Origin of the sequence: Fibrobacter sp. UWB2 (assembly GCF_002210425.1) — a bacterium.
Lineage (GTDB): Bacteria > Fibrobacterota > Fibrobacteria > Fibrobacterales > Fibrobacteraceae > Fibrobacter > Fibrobacter elongatus.
In genome coordinates this window covers 500,521-516,379 of record NZ_MWQK01000002.1, presented here as the reverse complement: position 1 = coordinate 516,379, position 15,859 = coordinate 500,521, and the positions used below count along the sequence as shown (strand labels likewise).

The window sequence follows — 15,859 nt, the reverse complement described above, 5'->3', positions numbered from 1 at the left end:
ATTTACCCCTCGTAGTTAATCCTGAACGTATTCCGGTTATAACTCATGGTTGTCAAGTATTTTTTGTTATCCTTTAATTTTTCCATGTAGCCAGAAACCATAAATTCAACAATCGATCCAGCTACGACATCTTCATTGGACAAATCAAACAGAACACCATCATCCTTAGTAATAATCTGCACGTCCGTTTCTCGAATAATGACAGTACATTCCGCATAAACGGCTTTATCCACGCCATTTTTTTCATAAATGAGCATATAAAGGTCTTCTATAAGCAACTTCGCTTTCGAAATGGTTTTCTGTTCAATATTATTTTCTACAAGGAATTTTTCTACTTGATGCTGAGTCCCAACAATCGACTCCGGATTTAGTTTAAACTCATAAAATTTATGTTTAAAACCCTTTAACTTTTCCGAAAGCAATAAAGGGTAATTATCTTTTCCATACCGGAAGCGGATGTACAGAACCGAAATCGCATAGGCAATGGCAGGGCCTACGGCAACACCGGCAAACATTCCATATATGCCAAAGAAATATCCAAGAGCTATACACGCCGGAGTCACGACGAGAACATCCCGGAGCGCACTCATGACAAATCCAAGCTTAATTTTGTCTATGAGCAAATAGTAGGAACTCAACAGATACAATAAACTCAAGAAAACTAACCCCAAGGCTTCAATTCGAAGTCCCCCGACTGCATAAGAATAGGCAACAGAGTCGGAAATGTCATAAAGTTTGACAATAAAAGGCGCAACCAATATCATCAGCAGGGTCAAAACCACTCCTTCGACAACAGCTGTTTTTCTAGAAAGGCCATAGATTTTTTTTACACCGTCATAAGATTCTTCGCCTAGGTAAATGTTCATCAGCGGAGTAAACGCCTCCCCTATGCCATCAAACACAATTTGTACCTCTTTAACAAAAAGGATGATGGCTCCAAGCACAAGCATTTCGGGACCATAAGCGAAGGTGATAAAACGGTTCATTACGGCGGTGAAACAAGCCAAGAAAAGATATGTTCCCGCATCTATTGCGCTATACTTCACGACATCGACAAGCCATTTTAACGAAAAATAAAAACCCAATTTCAAAGAATTGCCTTTACGAAGAAGATGCGCAAAAGCAACAAGTAACGCAACCAAAGTTCCAATAAACGATCCAAACCCAATCCCCTCAATACCTACAAATTTTGCAAAAACAATCGAGCAGACGATATTTCCAACAATCTGTACAATCCCTGAAACCATCGATAAAGTTTCATCGCCGTCGGTAAGGACCATTTCGTCCATTAACGTCATAATAGGCAACAACAAGATTGTGTACTTATACCAAAAGAAATAATCCTTTGCCGCATTGAAAACGCTTGTAGAAGGCTCATAGAAACGAAGATAGGCATCCCCAAACAGCATAAAAACGGTATACAGGATTAATCCCATCACCACAGCCATAAAGAGTCCAAACGCAAAACAACGATCCGCCCTTTCCTTATTGAATTCGCCCATAGCCCGACTGTAAATAATAGGAACACCCAATGAAATCAGGCACCCAGCAAAGCCAGCCAAGGAATAAGCCGGGACAACTAGACAAATGGCCGAAACGGCTTCTTCGCCCAACATGACACCCGCAATCAATGTATCCGATAGCGCCAATACCGTAATGACGAGTAGGCTAATTGAGCTCGACAGCAATAGTGAAAAGAACTTTCTTGAAAGAAATGTCTTGAACATTTTACCTACTACAATATACCGAACGCTACATCCAGCCCCGTCGCTTCGAGAACTTCCTTAAAGTTGGGACCCACATTTTCAAGTCGCATGTCGCCCTGGTTCTTTTTCAGCGTCTTAAACGAAGAGAGCAGCACGCGGATCCCTGCCGACGAAACAAAATCACATTCCTTAAAGTCAAAAACAAGGGATTTTATCTTTTCAAGATGCGGAGCGAGGAATGTCGAAAGCAGTGGAGCCGTCATTGCATTCAGCTCCCCCGAAAGTTCCACCGTCAATTCTTCACCATTCAAATTAGACTTAATTTCCATATAGACTCCTTGCATTCTTAAAAGTTATCTTTTTTGCCATTGTTTTTTTACTTCCCCAATCGTAAGCCCGGCATTTTCTTCTATTTGTAAAATCATTTGGCAGCAAAAGACAAATACTTTCGAAAAAGTCGCGATACTTTCTCTCTTGTATTTTCCGCCGTCGTATTCAAAAGAAACTTCGGTTTTTTCATCATCTACCTTAACCTCGATGTCCATGATGCTTTCTGCAGCCCTATCCGAATTTTCAATCCATTTGGCAGAAGTGACAAAGCCGTGGGTGTTCGGAACGTACATTTCACCCTGAAAAATAAAGCAGATTTTATTTTCATCTGGCTGAACCCTCTTTTGGGACATGTCATTTGCACTGGAAAGGGATTGTAAAATTTTATTTTTGCAAGTTATAAGAGCGTCAAGAACGGGGGTACTTTGAGGAAGTTCCAGCGCAATAAAAATTTCCTTCAAGAAATAACCAATGGTATCTGCATATTTTGCAGAATCTCTACCATTCCAAATCCAGTCAAAAGCAACTTGTTCACAGTCATTGTAAAGGGCCAGGGAAAGAGCCGCGGCAAAGAGATAAAAATCGTTCTGGCTGACGGAATGCGAGAAACAAAAATCTCTTATTTTTTTGAACAAGGGATTGCTATTACTTGACAAGCGACCTTATCTTCTTTTTCAAAATCATGCTTTGGCGCACAATAACAGATTTTGCCATTTGATAAAGTGAGTGTGGAATTTTGGTTTGCAGTCAATGAAAGCAGGGATGTATCTTTTTCGGCTGCGAAGATTTCTTTTATAAACTCATTGTAGCAGTCTTTTGTAAGAACTTCGCCTCGATAAGCCTTTTCTATATCGGAAGCGAAAATATGCAGGGAAAGTCCGTCTGCAATAGCGTGATGAACTTCTAAAAGAAGAACAAGCCGTTTTTCTGTTCTGATGATGCGGCATCTGAAAAGTGGGCTTCCATCAAGAGCGAAGATTTCTCCAAAGTTTTCGACGATAGCGTCAAGTTCTTTTTCTGACATAGCCTCTACGCTTATTGCTTCGTCAATATTCTGTTTTTGATACTGCACATAGCCTTGTTCCCTGTCCTTTTCAATCACGGTGCGTAAGGCCGGGTGCGCCTCAATCACTTTTTTCAGAGCTTGATAGAGTTTTTTTTCGTCAAGATCCGAACGTAAAGTCAAATACAAGGGAACATTGTCTACGATGGTGTCTGGGAGACAAGCTTCATAATCAAGCACCTCCTTTTGAGAAAGGATAAGGGGGAGTTTTTCTTCTGGAGTCTCTTTTGCTGTGGCTGGGGAACTTAAAGACATCTTCTTATCTAGCACTTCGGCAAGAGCACGGACAGTACGTTTTTCATAAATAAGCGGCACGGTCAACTTAAACTCCTCACAAGCAAGCATAAGCTCCATGGCACTTACGCTGTCGCCTCCCATTAAAAAGAAGTCATCGTCAATGCCGATTTTTTCAATTTCCTCATAGTCTTCAAGGGCTTCCTTGAATGCATCGCAGAGTATTTTTTCACATTCTGTCCGAGGTGCAACATATGTATTTTGAGAAACAAAATTCGGGATGAGTAGATTTTTCCTGTCGATTTTTCCGTTTATATTCAGGGGAATCTTTTTCATCTGCACAAAAAATGAGGGGATCATATAGGCGGGGAGCAAGGGCTTTAGCGAGGCGCGGATGGTTTCCACAGGAATAGAGTATTCTTTCTGATAATAGGCGCAGAGATAATATTTTCCTTTTTTTTCAAAGGCTTTTACAGCAACCATTTTTGTTTCCAGAACTTTTTTCAGTACTGTCTCTACTTCGGCTGGTTCCACCCGGTTTCCGTTAATCTTTACCATATCGTCTGCCCGACCCAGCACATACAGAAGTCCGTCTTCTCCGCGGCGGGCAACGTCCCTCGTGCAGAAGAACTTTTTCCCGCCAATCGAGACAAAAGCCTTCTCTGTCTCTTCCTGCTGGTTCAGGTAGCCCCTGAAATAAGGCAGACAGAGGCAGATTTCACCTTCTTTTTCCGAAACTTTACCGTCATCGAGCAGAATCATGTCCGTATAGGAACAGTTCCTGCCGATGGGAGTGTTTGAGTAAGGCTTGTCAATCACAAAGTTGCAGGCTGTAGACATCAGTTCCGTATTGCAGTAGAGGTTCAAAACAGCGAACTTCGTGCTGTACACATCGCTTACCCGTTCGGATGAAAGCATAATCGCCTTGGGGGAAAGGCTTCTGTTTTCAGAAAGAGGCTTTATCATCGAGGCCGTCAGAAACATTGCGTCAATCCTGTGGTCTTTTAAAAACTGCATGTAAAGCATAGGATTCTTGACGACAGCATCGGAGACTATATAAATAGTACCGGCATTATAGAGCATGCTCACATTGATAATGGTAAAGGCTGAAAAAGTTACCGGAGCTACATTTGCAAAGCGGATGGCATCGTCCTTCATGGTATAGGGTTCTACAACTTCCTCGGCTGTACCCTTTGTCGTAAAACGGTAGGCACCATATTCTTCTACAACCCCTTTTGGTTTTCCTGTGCTTCCGGATGTATAGATGACGAAGGCAAGGTCATGTTCGTCAGAGTCCGCCCATTTCTCAGGATTCAGAGGCTCATATTCCATAGCTTGATCCCAGGCGGCCGCATCAAAAACAAGTTTTGCCCCTGAATCTTTCAGCACATGACTAAATCTTTCCTGCCCCATGCTTTCAGAAAGCGGCACAAAGGCGATTCCAGCCTTTATTACTCCTAACTGCACCGCTGTATATTCCATGGATTTTTCAAGATTTATGGCAATCAGGTCTTCTTTCTGAAAGCCTTTATTTTTCAGAAATGCAGCTACACGGCCAGAAAGTTCGTCCAGTTTTTTATAAGAAGTGCTGCGTTCGCCGTCTTTATCTACAAAAGCTGCACGTTCAGGATATGTGGCAACTGTATCTAAAAATTTCTGCAAAAAATCAATCATACTTGTAAACGCCTCTTTATTTCCCGGTGTCTTTAATGTAATCAAGGACTACCCTTAGCCCATTTTCAATATCATTAGTGTTTAAAAGCATATTTATCCGAAAACAAAAACCTTTTGGGGGAGCAAAGCCCTGCAAAATGCCGGGATAGACAAAATAGCCTTTTTCCTTCATCAGGCGTTTCATCGCCTCTACAAAGGATGCGTCATCTACAGCGCAACGGATAAAAATCATGGCATAGTGGCCAAAGGTTTCCGGCGAGATTCGGGCAAAATCATAGTTTTTTACAATGTTTTTCACCTTCAGAAAGTTATCCTGCCAAAAGGCTGTGTAAACATCCCGGCAGTCGTCGAAATTCTTTGAAACAAAATGTCTTGCTCCTTCCTGGCAGGAATAGCACAAAGAGCCTCCGTAGATATCTTCAAGGTTGTTGATGTCATCATAGTATTTTGTATGACACACAACGTAAGAGAATTTTATTCCTTGGAGTCCCAAAGCCTTATGAGGGCTATAAATGTAAAGGAGATTTTCCTGAACTCCAAAAACTCTTGAAAGTTCATATCCGTTTACGCATAGGGATTCATCTAAGATGACTATTTTACCTGCATCCAGGAGTTTTTGAATTCCTTTTGTAACGCGCTCCTTAAAATAAATGCTGCAAGAGTTGACCGGAGACGTAAACCAAAATGCAGTACAGTCAGACTGTAGGAGTTCTTCTACATCAAAAGTACTGTTTATGTTTTCCATGTAATCGCTAAAAAGGCGATAAGGTATGCCAATGTCATCAACGCAACTTTGTACAGAAAAATAAACCGGCTCTACAATCCCCACCTTTTGATTATGCTTTTTTAAGAATATAGCGAGCGTTACGATAGAAAGGGTGCTTTGAGATACAGGCGCAAAAAAAGAATTTTCGTAAGCTTCATCAGAAAATCCCAATTTATGGGCAAGGTCTTTTTTTATGCAGTCAGGAAAGAAATACTGATAATCAAACAAGTCAGACTTTTTACCAAGCTTTACAACTGATGCAAGCTTTTCCTTATAGTCAGAACCAGAATTCCAGTCGGAAAGATTTACCGGCGGATTTTCTTTTGGTAATGCTTCTAAAGCAGCTTCCAATTCCATTTCAATTTCATAATCAGTCATAGAGAGCCTCGTAGTTCATGTAGTCGAAGGATTTTATCTGCTGGAATCCGTTTTTTTCGCTGTAAAAACAGATATCAGGATAATTGATGCCGTTGAAATAATTCATCTGTGCAAAGGAATAAGAACCCATGTCACCAAAGACGATTTTGTCACCCGGCTTTAAGGGGGCAGAAAAAGAGTACTCGCCAAATACATCGCCAGAAAGACAGCTGTTTCCTGCAAGCAGATAGGAATAGCCCTTTTCCCCGGCCTGTGGATAAATTACGGGCAGCTGATAGTAATTTTTAAGGACATCCAAGGCATGGCACGAAATAGAAGTGTCTAAAATGGCGATGTCCTTTCCATTATGCACCACGTCCAAAACAGTGGTCAGAAGAAAGCCCGCATCCATCACCAAATACTCGCAGGGTTCAATGTAGGTTTTTAAGTGATACTTTAAATGCAGAATGTCCAGATTTTCGGCGAAGTCAGCAAAATCAAAATCGTCTTCGAGAAGAGCCTGTCCTCCTCCAAGATTTATCCAGGATACAGAAGGAAGGTAGTCAGAAAAGTTTTCCAGAACGGCGGAAATCAAGTTGTTACAATCTTTTGAAGATGAACCGCACAAAGCATGAACGTGGAAGCCGGAAATCTTTTCAAAAAAACGGCTATCTACAGCCGAAAGCATTCCCTTTGTAAGGCCAAAACGTGAATACGGGGCGCATGGATTGTAAACCGATTCGTTTACTACAGAAACCTCAGGATTCAAGCGGAGGGCGAACTCATTTTTGCTAGTAGCGACGTGACTAAAGACCTCTAGCTGATGGGGGGCGTTTAAGACAATGTGAGAGCAATAGGCCGCAATTTCTTCCGCATCTTCTTTTTTGTATGCCGGCGTATGGACATGCACTTCTTTTCCGAGCTTTGAACCCAACTTTGCTTCAAAAAGCCCAGACGCAGAAATTCCATCAACATACGACTTGATAAAAGGGAAAGCCTTTGCAAGAGGGAAGCCTTTCATGGCTAGCAAAAGAGAAAGACCGACGCGGTCAGCTTTTGCACGTATGTTCTGAAAATTTTCGCAAAGCACATCCGTGCTAACGATGTAGCATGGAGTTGAAAGCTGATCAATAAAACTGCTCCGATAAAAACACATACACTTCAGCACACACCTTTACAATATTACTACGAAAATATAAATAATATCATTATAAAGATGTGACAAAAATCTGCCAAAATAAAATAAAAACGCCCCCCATACCCACAGTTCTACGTATCAAAAAAGCTTACCCGAACCGTCCGGAGCGTTCGAGTTGCATGAGTTCGTCCATTCCGACGAGCATGGCTCGCGGTTTTGAGTTGCCCTTGCTCGGGCCACACACACCAAGGCCATACAGTTGGTCCACAATCTTCCCCGCACGGCTGTAACCCACGCTAAAGTGACGCTGCACTGCCGAAGTCGAAAGACCGTTCACGCTAATGGCCCATTGCGCGACTTCAAAAAGCAACTTGTCGAGTTTTTCGTTTTTGAGAGATCCACCGCCTTCTTCATCGCCTTCTTCGCCGCCCGAGACATCGAACGATTCCACCTGCGGGTAGAACACATTCTGATCAGAGCAGGCGTCGGCCAAGCGTTCGGCTTCTTCATCGCTGAGGAATGCACCGTGTACGCGCACCGGATCCGGGTCATTCACAGCCTTGTAAAGCATGTCGCCACGGCCAAGGAGCTTTTCGGCACCGGCATGGTCCATCACCGTGCGGGCGTCAATCTGGGATGCCACCTTGAAGCTAATACGAGTCGGCAAGTTCGCTTTGATGATACCCGTAATGACCTTCACAGACGGACGCTGCGTGGCAAGCACCAAGTGGATGCCCACGGCACGAGCCTTAGCCGCCAAACGCGCCACGGACTTTTCGATTTCCTTGCCCGCAACCATCATGAGGTCCGCCATTTCGTCGATAATCACGACGATAAACGCCATGCGGTGGCCACGATCTTCTTCAGGAACTTCATCCGGCAATTCGCCCGCTTCAAACTTTGCGTTGAAACCGCCAATGTTACGCACCTTTGCAGATGCCAAGACTTCCGTACGGCGGTCCATCTCGTAGCAGAGCCACTGGAGCGCCTGGATAGCAATTTCGGGCTTCGTGATGACAGGCGCCAAAAGGTGCGGGATGTTTTCGTACATCTTGAGTTCCACCGCCTTCGGGTCCACGAGAATCATGCGGAGTTCATCCGGAGTCTTGCTAAAGAGCATCGACGCCATGAGCGCGTTAATGCAAACAGACTTACCAGAACCCGTCTGACCGGCAATCAGCAAATGCGGAGCCTTTGCCAAGTCCATCGTGAACGCTTCACCCGTGATGTCCTTGCCAAGTGCCACGAGAATTTTGTCGTGCGCGGGCTTGAACTTTTCGCTCATGAACACATCACGGCAGAACACGGTCTGGAACTTGCGATTCGGGATTTCAACGCCAACCGCGGCCTTGCCAGGAATCGGCGCCAAAATGCGAATAGACGAGACCTTCAGCGGGAGCGCCAAGTCTTCTTGCAATGCCGAGAAGCGGCTCACTTTCACGCCCGGGCCCGGTTCCACTTCAAAACGGGTAATCATCGGGCCCGTTTCACAACCGATTACGCGGCCCTTCACCTTGAAGTTTTCAAGCTTTTCTTCGAGCATCTTGCCGATGGCGTTCAGCTCTTCTTCGGTGTAATCCGCGGTCTGCGCTTCGTGCGTGTCGAGAATCTTTGCGATTTCAGGAATCTTGTATTCGTCGTAAGATGCCGTCGGAGCAGCAGGGATCGTAGCAGAATGAACAGCCGGGCGCGCACTCCCACCAGCACTCCCGCCAACATGTCCAGCACCACCCATCGTCGCACCGAAATCGGCACCGAAAGTCGGGTCCTCGCCCACTTCATCGGCAGTCACAACAACCGGAGCATATGTTTCATCATCTTCGACCGCAGGGCTTCCCGGGAAGTCCTCTACGTAGGCGCCATCGCCGCCCAAAAGCTCTTCGGCATGGATAGCGGCTCGCGTTGCCACAGAATCCGAAAGCGTTGCGTCACGGACAATCGTATTGGCGCTTGTCGAAGATTTCGCATCACCACCCGCAGGCTTTGCCACCCTCGGAGTTGCTACGGTCATCGGCTTAGTCTGCTTTGGCGGAATATTTCCACCAACATTCCCAATAGCAGCATCTACAGTTTCAGAGCCCGCCGTACGGCGCACATCGCCCTTCACCTGCATACGACCCTTATGGCCCTTTTCCCAGTCAATCAAATCGCGAGCACGGCGGAGCGCACCGATGCGTTCCTTGATTTCCAGAATCTGGAGTGCATTCATGTGGCGTTCATTCAAACGCAATTCTTCTTCCAAACGACGGATTTCCGGATCTTCATAGACACCATCATCGTCAGCACCGCCCAACGTTGCACCCGCAGGTGTGTTCGCTACATTCGCAACCGGCGCATTCGCCGCCACATTTTCAGGCATAGCGTTACCCGGAACATTCCCCGCCGCATACTGAGGCAATCCAAACGAATCCCCGATCTGCGTCTGCATTTCCGAGCGGTTCACGTCCAAATCGTCTGTGAGCCAGTTATGGCGACCGTTAAACGGTTCCACCTTCCCGCGCCTACGCATCTTCACGGAATCCGGGACAAAAATCATCGTCTCGTCTTCCATCACCACGCCACGGCGGAGTTGCTTTTTCTCCGTACGTTCATCGCGGATATTCGGCACGTATTCCGTCTTCGGTTCAACATCTTCGTCTTTACGGCGACGTCCAAAAAGTCCTGCCAAATAGCGCATCGTCTGTGCGACAAACTTAAAATGCCTCGGACGCACGCCAAAAGAGAGCACCAAAATCAAGGCAAGAGTGACAAGCAGTATAATCAGCGGAGCCACGATAGACACACGCCCAAACACGGGAATCGCGAGGTTCTGCAAAAAGAACTCGCCCAATACGCCACCGCTCATCGAAAGCGCATCGTTCGATACATTCTTAAGGCCAAAATTCTTAAGCGACATCAAAAACGAAACATTCACCACAAGCAAACTCGCCCCAACCGCAAAGCGCAACAGCTTTGCACGCAGCGATGCAATGGCAATGAAAAGTCCCCAAAGGACGAGAGCCGCCGTAAACACGACAACCGCCACACGCCCAAACAGGAACGTCATAAAACTCGGGAACATGACGCCAAAGTAATCCCCAAGCCAGTTTTCGTGCTCGCCCACAATGGATATCGTTATGCACCCAAGCAACAGGATAATGCCCGCAAGCAATACCAGGTAGCCCACCATCATCGTTACAAAATACGAATCCGGCTCCTGAATATCCTTTTTCGGTTCAACTTTGGGTTTCTTTGTTTTCTTAACAGTTTTTTTCTTTTGTGCAGCCAAAAAAGTGCTCCTCTAATTACATCTCAAATATAATCTTTTATAGCCCTTATTTTTTGTCCTAAAAATGACACTATTTGCTCAATTATTATTTTTTTCACGTCATGGCACAGAAAAATTCGAAAAATCAAAGAAAACTGTTTTTTGGGGTAACTTTTTCGGCAATCGCCGTCTTACTCATTTTACTCTTTGGCAATAAGCAAAAGAACTTTACGGCTGAATCTGCCGAAAACATATTCTACGACCAATTTTTCAAATGGACAACCGAGGTCAAGGATTCCACCGGCTTTAAAGACGGTGTATTCATGGAGAGCAAGCCCTACAACGACCCCAACATCATCATCGCCGATATCGACGAAAAGTCGCTGCAAAAACTCGGGCACTACTACGAATGGGACCGCTCCATCCACGCGAAGGTCATCAAGAATTTGAGCGAAGGCGGTGCTGCCGCAGTCGCATTCGATATTCTGTTCAAGGACGCCGACTTTGGAAAGAGAAGAGGCGAGCAATGCCAAGAAATACTCACGCAGCTAGAGCCCGACACAAGCCATGTCCCGCTTTTCTCGCAAATCCATTCCTATTACAACTACGATTCCATGCTCGTCGAAGCGACGCGCAATTCCAACATTTGCATCGTCAGCTTCTTGATGGTCAACACCTCGTACTACAAGAACAAAAGCGAATGGAAACCGCTCAGTTCCTGGGAGCGCGCCAAGGAAGTCGGATTTTCGTCGACACTGCAGTTAAACCAGGTCGATAAGCCACAGAACATCGCCAAGGCAAGCCAACTGCTCGACAACGTATTCCCGGAACTAGCAACCGCCGGATCGCGACTGGGCGCCGTAAACGCCTACCCCGATAACGACGGTACCATCCGCCGCATCAACATGTTCTACAAGTTCCCGTATGTCGAAGATGACAAGCTCGCCCCACAGCGCATTTATTCGACGCTCTCGCTGATGACCATTTCGCACTTGTTTCATAAGGACCCCAAGGACATCAAAGTCAAGATGGGGAAATACATCGATATCGGTAAACCTTTTGGCATTTACCGAGACTCGACAGGCGAATACCACACGACATATCCAAACTTCACCTACCCGATGTTCATTGGACTCCGCGACAAGATGAAGCAAATCAAGGAGAGCAAGGCTAGCGCAAGCCTCGTCGAGACATCGCCCAAGATTACCGCCAAACGGAATAGCGAAGGACAAATCGTTTTCGACATTTTCATCGACGATGACCAGCACTTAGACGCAAGCCTTTCAAGCGTTCTGCGCAAGCTCCCCGAAAACATTTTTGACAAACTCGAAGACAGCGAATCCGCCCAGCTCGATAGCGGATTTACGATGTCCAAAAGCGAGGATGACGAAGGCGTCTACACCATCAAAAACGAAGATGAAGACGAAATCAACATCACTCCAAACGTCCTCAAGACTATCCATTTTTACGAGACCTCTTACAGAGACATAAAAAATGGCGAACACAAGATTTTGTCCCGCCACCTGGACATCAGCTATGACAAGGCTAAAAATGAATGGTCTGCCTCCATCGCCTTCTTTACAAACCAGATTTTGCAAGACATCTCTAAAGCGACCGACCAACAAATCAGCAGTCTAAAGCCCGGCGAAGAATTGCGATTCGGCCCGTACAAGCGAATTCCCATTAGCGAAAAAGGCGAATACCTCGTTAAGTACAAAGGGCGCTTTAACCGCATTGCCCCCGAAATCAGGACGTTTAAGCACGTTTCGTATTACGACATCTACAGGGATTCAACAAATCTCGACCAGTACACCGGAAAAACGATTATTCTCGGGTCTTCCGTTTCGGCACTTTTCGATATTGTGAACGGCCCTCACGAAGAAAACATCCCCGCCATTCTCGTCCACGCAAGCATCATCAAGAACATTCTCGAAGACGACTACTTAAGGACTCTCGATGAAAAATACCAGCGAGTCGTAGTCATCCTATTGGCATTAATTTGCATGCTCATCGGGCTTTACTCTAGAAGTTTCCTGTCGTTCTTCTTCATGATTTCTATCGCTGTTGTCTATACCGTACTTGCCTACATCTGTTTCAAGCACAATATTTACATAGGCGTTTCCAAGCAGCTCCTTGCGATTATTGGCCCGAACATGATCGCCATGGTCGTACAGGCCTACTTTGAAAACAAAGAAAAGAAGTTCATCGAAAGTTCCTTCAAGCAATACATTTCACCGGAACTGATTGACGAAATGGTGGCAGAAGGTAACATGCCGGAGCTCGGCGGCGAAGAATCCAACATCACCGCTTACTTCACCGACATCCAGGGTTTTTCGACATTCTCCGAAAAGATTGGAAGCGCAAGCAAGCTCGTCGAACTCTTGAACGAATACCTGACCGCAATGACAGACGTCTTGACAACCAAGAACAAAGGAACGCTCGACAAGTACGAAGGCGATGCCATCATTGCATTCTTTGGCGCCCCGATGAAATACGACGACCACGCCAAGCGAGCCTGCAATACGGCCATCGACATGCAAAGCGAACTTTTAAGGCTTCGCAAAAAATGGAAAGGCGAAGGCAACAAATGGCCCGAAGTCGTCATCAACATGCACATGCGAATCGGCATCAATACAGGCCACATCGTGACAGGGAACATGGGTTCCACCATGCGCAAGAACTACACCATGATGGGTGACGAAGTGAACCTTGCCTCACGCCTCGAAAGCGCAGCCAAGCAGTACGGAGCCTACATTCACGTCTGCAAGAATACTATCGATCAGCTTGTCGAACAAAAAATCGAAAGCCAGTACATCTACCGTTCGCTCGACATTATCCGCGTGGTCGGTAAAGACGAACCGGTCGAAACGTTTGAACTGCTCGCTTACGCAAGCGACGCCAACGCACTCGTTTTAAACAAGCTCTGCGAACTCTGGAAAGAGGCCCGAGCCGCTTACCTCGATATGCAATGGGACAAGGCTATTGCGCTATTCACGCAATGTCTGGATTTCGAGCCGCACTTGCCGGAACGCGATCCGGGCAGCAAGACTTGCCCAAGCCAGGTCTACATCAAGCGCTGCCTGGCCTATAAACAAAATCCGCCTGCAAACGCAGGCGAAAAATGGGACGGAATCTTTACCGCTACAGAGAAATAGCGGGGATTTCCTAGTTCAACTCCATATTGTCGATGAGGCGAGTCTTTCCGAAGAAGGCTGCTGCGAGGATCACGGCCTTGTCTTCGGCGGCAAGGGCTCCATTGCACTTCTGCAAGTTCTTCTGGTTAGCCACTTCCACATACTGCACAACGCCACGAGCAGCTACAATCGACTTCACGACGATATCGCGAATCTTCGAGACGCTGCGTTCGCCCGCTTCGTAAGCAGCCTTTGCAGCCTTGAGTCCGCTGTAAATGCCGAGAGCCTGTTCGCGTTCTTCCTGAGTCAAGTATTCGTTACGGCTAGAGCGTGCAAGGCCACTTTCTTCACGCACAATCTTCACGCGGTGAATCTTGATGTTGAAGTTCAAGTCCTTCACCATTCTTTCGATCAGGAACACCTGCTGGTAATCCTTCTCGCCAAAGTAAGCGTCATTTGCACCAGAAATGAGGAACAGCTTGGAAACGACCGTCAAGACGCCACGGAAGTGTCCCGGACGGTAAGCGCCGCAGTACATGCCTTCGAGAGCTTCATCGCGGACAAGTGTCATCGGGTCGCCATCGGGGTACATTTCAGCAACGGACGGAGCAAAAACGTAATCGGCACCAATGGATTCAGCGAGCTTCGCATCGGCTTCCAGGCGCTTCGGATACTTGTCCAGGTCTTCGTTCTTGCCGAACTGGATGGGGTTCAAAAACACACTTACAACAGTCACATCGCACTCGCTCACGGAAGCCTTGATAAGAGCGCCATGACCTTCATGGAGTGCACCCATCGTTGGAACGAGACCGATTCTTTTCCCTTCCTTCGCAAGAGGAGCAAGCGTTTGACGTAGGGAATCGATAGACTTAATAATCTGCATGATTAGTTACCTTCTGGAACAAAATAAGTCGTTTGACTGGGGCAGGACGCAATCGCGTTCAATACCATCTGCAAATGGCTTTCGTTATGGACAAAATCGATATTATCAGTATTGATGATGAGCACAGGAGCGTCCGTGTAGTGCCAAAAATGATGGTCGTAACGGTCCTGCAAGTCGCTCAGGTAATTGCCGTCAATAGTCTTTTCCATCACACGGCCACGGCCCCTGATGCGCTTTAAAAGCGTCGAGACGCTCGCCTGTAAATAGACAACGTAATCCGGCTTGCGGATATCGTGGTTCAACGCGTTCGACACCTGGTCGTACATCGTCATTTCATTTTCAGTGAGGTTCTGCGAGGCAAAGATGCGGTCCTTGTCAAACGTGTAGTCGCTCACCAACAAATCGTGGAACAAGTCGCTCTGCAAGGCGGAATTCTGGAGCTGCTTAAAGCGGTCGAGCAAAAAGAAGAGCTGCGTCTGGAATGCATACGCCGAGCGGTTCTCGTAGAACTTCGGGAGGAACGGGTTATCCGCAAAGTTTTCTTCAATGAACATTGCGTTCCAGCGTTCACAAATGGCTCGTGCAAGCGAGGTTTTTCCAACGCCAATCACACCTTCAATCGCCATAAAATGAATGTTCTTATCCAGAAGCATTAGGGTTCCTCCCCCTCTATAACGCGGAACGGAATTTTTTCCTCTTTTTCGAGCAATTCCGCAAGCAAGTCCTTTACAGACTTGTTCGTCTTCGGATCCACCCAGTCCGGAGCAATGTCGTTTAGCGGCACAAGCACAAACTGGCGGTTATAGATTTGACAATGCGGAATCGTCGGACGGCCTTCACAGACTTCGCGGCCAAAGAACAGTAAATCCAGGTCCACTTCCCTAGAATTCCAATGTCCGCGGTCCTTGCGTCCAAGAATAAGCTCGGATCCTTTCAAGTAATACAGGAGCTTTATCGGGTCTCCATCGTACCAGAAGCTCACGACCTGGTTAAAATAAGGTCCCTGGCCAGCCGGTCCAACAGGAGGTGTTTCGTAAATCGGGCTTTCGACCCAGCCCCCCGCACTCACGCGACGAAGCATATCCCTCCCGGCATTCAAGTGGGCCGAGCGGTCAGGAAGATTACTTCCGAGTGCGATATATACTCTATTTAAGGAATCCACACCCCAAATATAATAAATTTAAGCCTCGTCATCCTGACGCTGAAGGCGGAAGGATCCAGTCAAATTTGAGAAACACAAAACTATGAACACATAATATTTTTCACAAAAAAAAATTTTTTTATGACATTTCACAAAATTTAATGTATCTTTTAACCCGTTCCGCAA

General features: G+C 46.3%; 11 protein-coding genes. 1 reads left to right on the top strand and 10 read right to left on the bottom strand.

Features of this window, described 5'->3' with window-relative positions:
* Window positions 1-2 precede the first annotated feature (2 nt).
* The 7 genes from B7982_RS05590 to B7982_RS05560 form a co-directional block, all read right to left on the bottom strand.
* Window positions 3-1,727: an MATE family efflux transporter gene (locus B7982_RS05590; RefSeq protein ID WP_088659895.1), complete on the bottom strand. Its 1,725-nt coding sequence runs from the start codon at window positions 1,725-1,727 to the stop codon at window positions 3-5.
* Between the two features lie 8 nt (window positions 1,728-1,735).
* Window positions 1,736-2,035 (bottom strand): STAS domain-containing protein, encoded by a 300-nt coding sequence (locus tag B7982_RS05585; protein ID WP_088659894.1) that lies wholly within the window; start codon window positions 2,033-2,035, stop codon window positions 1,736-1,738.
* A 24-nt stretch (window positions 2,036-2,059) separates the two neighbouring features.
* Window positions 2,060-2,671 (bottom strand): condensation domain-containing protein, encoded by a 612-nt coding sequence (locus tag B7982_RS05580; protein WP_088659893.1) that lies wholly within the window; start codon window positions 2,669-2,671, stop codon window positions 2,060-2,062.
* The gene (locus B7982_RS05575; RefSeq protein ID WP_088659892.1) at window positions 2,656-5,007 is read right to left on the bottom strand and encodes an AMP-binding protein; all 2,352 of its coding nucleotides are present in this window, start codon (window positions 5,005-5,007) and stop codon (window positions 2,656-2,658) included. Before B7982_RS05575 ends, B7982_RS05580 begins: the two co-directional genes overlap by 16 nt.
* A gap of 16 nt (window positions 5,008-5,023) precedes the next feature.
* Window positions 5,024-6,151 (bottom strand): aminotransferase class I/II-fold pyridoxal phosphate-dependent enzyme, encoded by a 1,128-nt coding sequence (locus B7982_RS05570; RefSeq protein WP_088659891.1) that lies wholly within the window; start codon window positions 6,149-6,151, stop codon window positions 5,024-5,026.
* Window positions 6,144-7,151, bottom strand: a complete 1,008-nt coding sequence (locus B7982_RS05565; protein ID WP_158212972.1) for a carboxynorspermidine decarboxylase — start codon at window positions 7,149-7,151, stop codon at window positions 6,144-6,146. Before B7982_RS05565 ends, B7982_RS05570 begins: the two co-directional genes overlap by 8 nt.
* A 265-nt stretch (window positions 7,152-7,416) precedes the next feature.
* Window positions 7,417-10,536, bottom strand: a complete 3,120-nt coding sequence (locus B7982_RS05560; RefSeq protein ID WP_088659889.1) for a DNA translocase FtsK — start codon at window positions 10,534-10,536, stop codon at window positions 7,417-7,419.
* 101 nt (window positions 10,537-10,637) lie between these two features.
* On the opposite strand from B7982_RS05560, the gene B7982_RS05555 reads away from it, so the two are divergent.
* Window positions 10,638-13,670 carry a CHASE2 domain-containing protein gene (locus B7982_RS05555; protein ID WP_088660015.1) on the top strand — a complete coding sequence of 1,011 codons (3,033 nt, stop codon included), beginning with the start codon at window positions 10,638-10,640 and terminating at the stop codon, window positions 13,668-13,670.
* 10 nt (window positions 13,671-13,680) lie between these two features.
* Here the strand turns inward: B7982_RS05555 and panC are convergent, their stop codons facing one another.
* Genes panC through folK form a run of 3 tightly spaced genes read right to left on the bottom strand, consistent with a single transcriptional unit; the run spans window position 13,681 to window position 15,694 of the window.
* Window positions 13,681-14,532: a pantoate--beta-alanine ligase gene (panC, locus tag B7982_RS05550; RefSeq protein ID WP_088630331.1), complete on the bottom strand. Its 852-nt coding sequence runs from the start codon at window positions 14,530-14,532 to the stop codon at window positions 13,681-13,683.
* Between the two features lie 2 nt (window positions 14,533-14,534).
* Window positions 14,535-15,185 carry a deoxynucleoside kinase gene (locus B7982_RS05545; RefSeq protein WP_088659888.1) on the bottom strand — a complete coding sequence of 217 codons (651 nt, stop codon included), beginning with the start codon at window positions 15,183-15,185 and terminating at the stop codon, window positions 14,535-14,537.
* The gene (gene folK, locus B7982_RS05540) at window positions 15,185-15,694 is read right to left on the bottom strand and encodes a 2-amino-4-hydroxy-6-hydroxymethyldihydropteridine diphosphokinase (protein WP_088659887.1); all 510 of its coding nucleotides are present in this window, start codon (window positions 15,692-15,694) and stop codon (window positions 15,185-15,187) included. Before folK ends, B7982_RS05545 begins: the two co-directional genes overlap by 1 nt.
* Window positions 15,695-15,859: the final 165 nt, after the last annotated feature.

What these genes read in the sequence shown, in the direction of transcription:
- B7982_RS05570 (WP_088659891.1), bottom strand. Translation starts at nt 6,151, where the DNA reads ATGACTGATTATGAAATTGAAATGGAATTGGAAGCTGCTTTAGAAGCA.
- B7982_RS05575 (WP_088659892.1), bottom strand. Translation starts at nt 5,007, where the DNA reads ATGATTGATTTTTTGCAGAAATTTTTAGATACAGTTGCCACATATCCT.
- B7982_RS05590 (WP_088659895.1), bottom strand. Translation starts at nt 1,727, where the DNA reads ATGTTCAAGACATTTCTTTCAAGAAAGTTCTTTTCACTATTGCTGTCG.
- B7982_RS05545 (WP_088659888.1), bottom strand. Translation starts at nt 15,185, where the DNA reads ATGCTTCTGGATAAGAACATTCATTTTATGGCGATTGAAGGTGTGATT.
- B7982_RS05565 (WP_158212972.1), bottom strand. Translation starts at nt 7,151, where the DNA reads ATGAAAGGCTTCCCTCTTGCAAAGGCTTTCCCTTTTATCAAGTCGTAT.
- B7982_RS05555 (WP_088660015.1), top strand. Translation starts at nt 10,638, where the DNA reads ATGGCACAGAAAAATTCGAAAAATCAAAGAAAACTGTTTTTTGGGGTA.
- panC (WP_088630331.1), bottom strand. Translation starts at nt 14,532, where the DNA reads ATGCAGATTATTAAGTCTATCGATTCCCTACGTCAAACGCTTGCTCCT.
- B7982_RS05585 (WP_088659894.1), bottom strand. Translation starts at nt 2,035, where the DNA reads ATGGAAATTAAGTCTAATTTGAATGGTGAAGAATTGACGGTGGAACTT.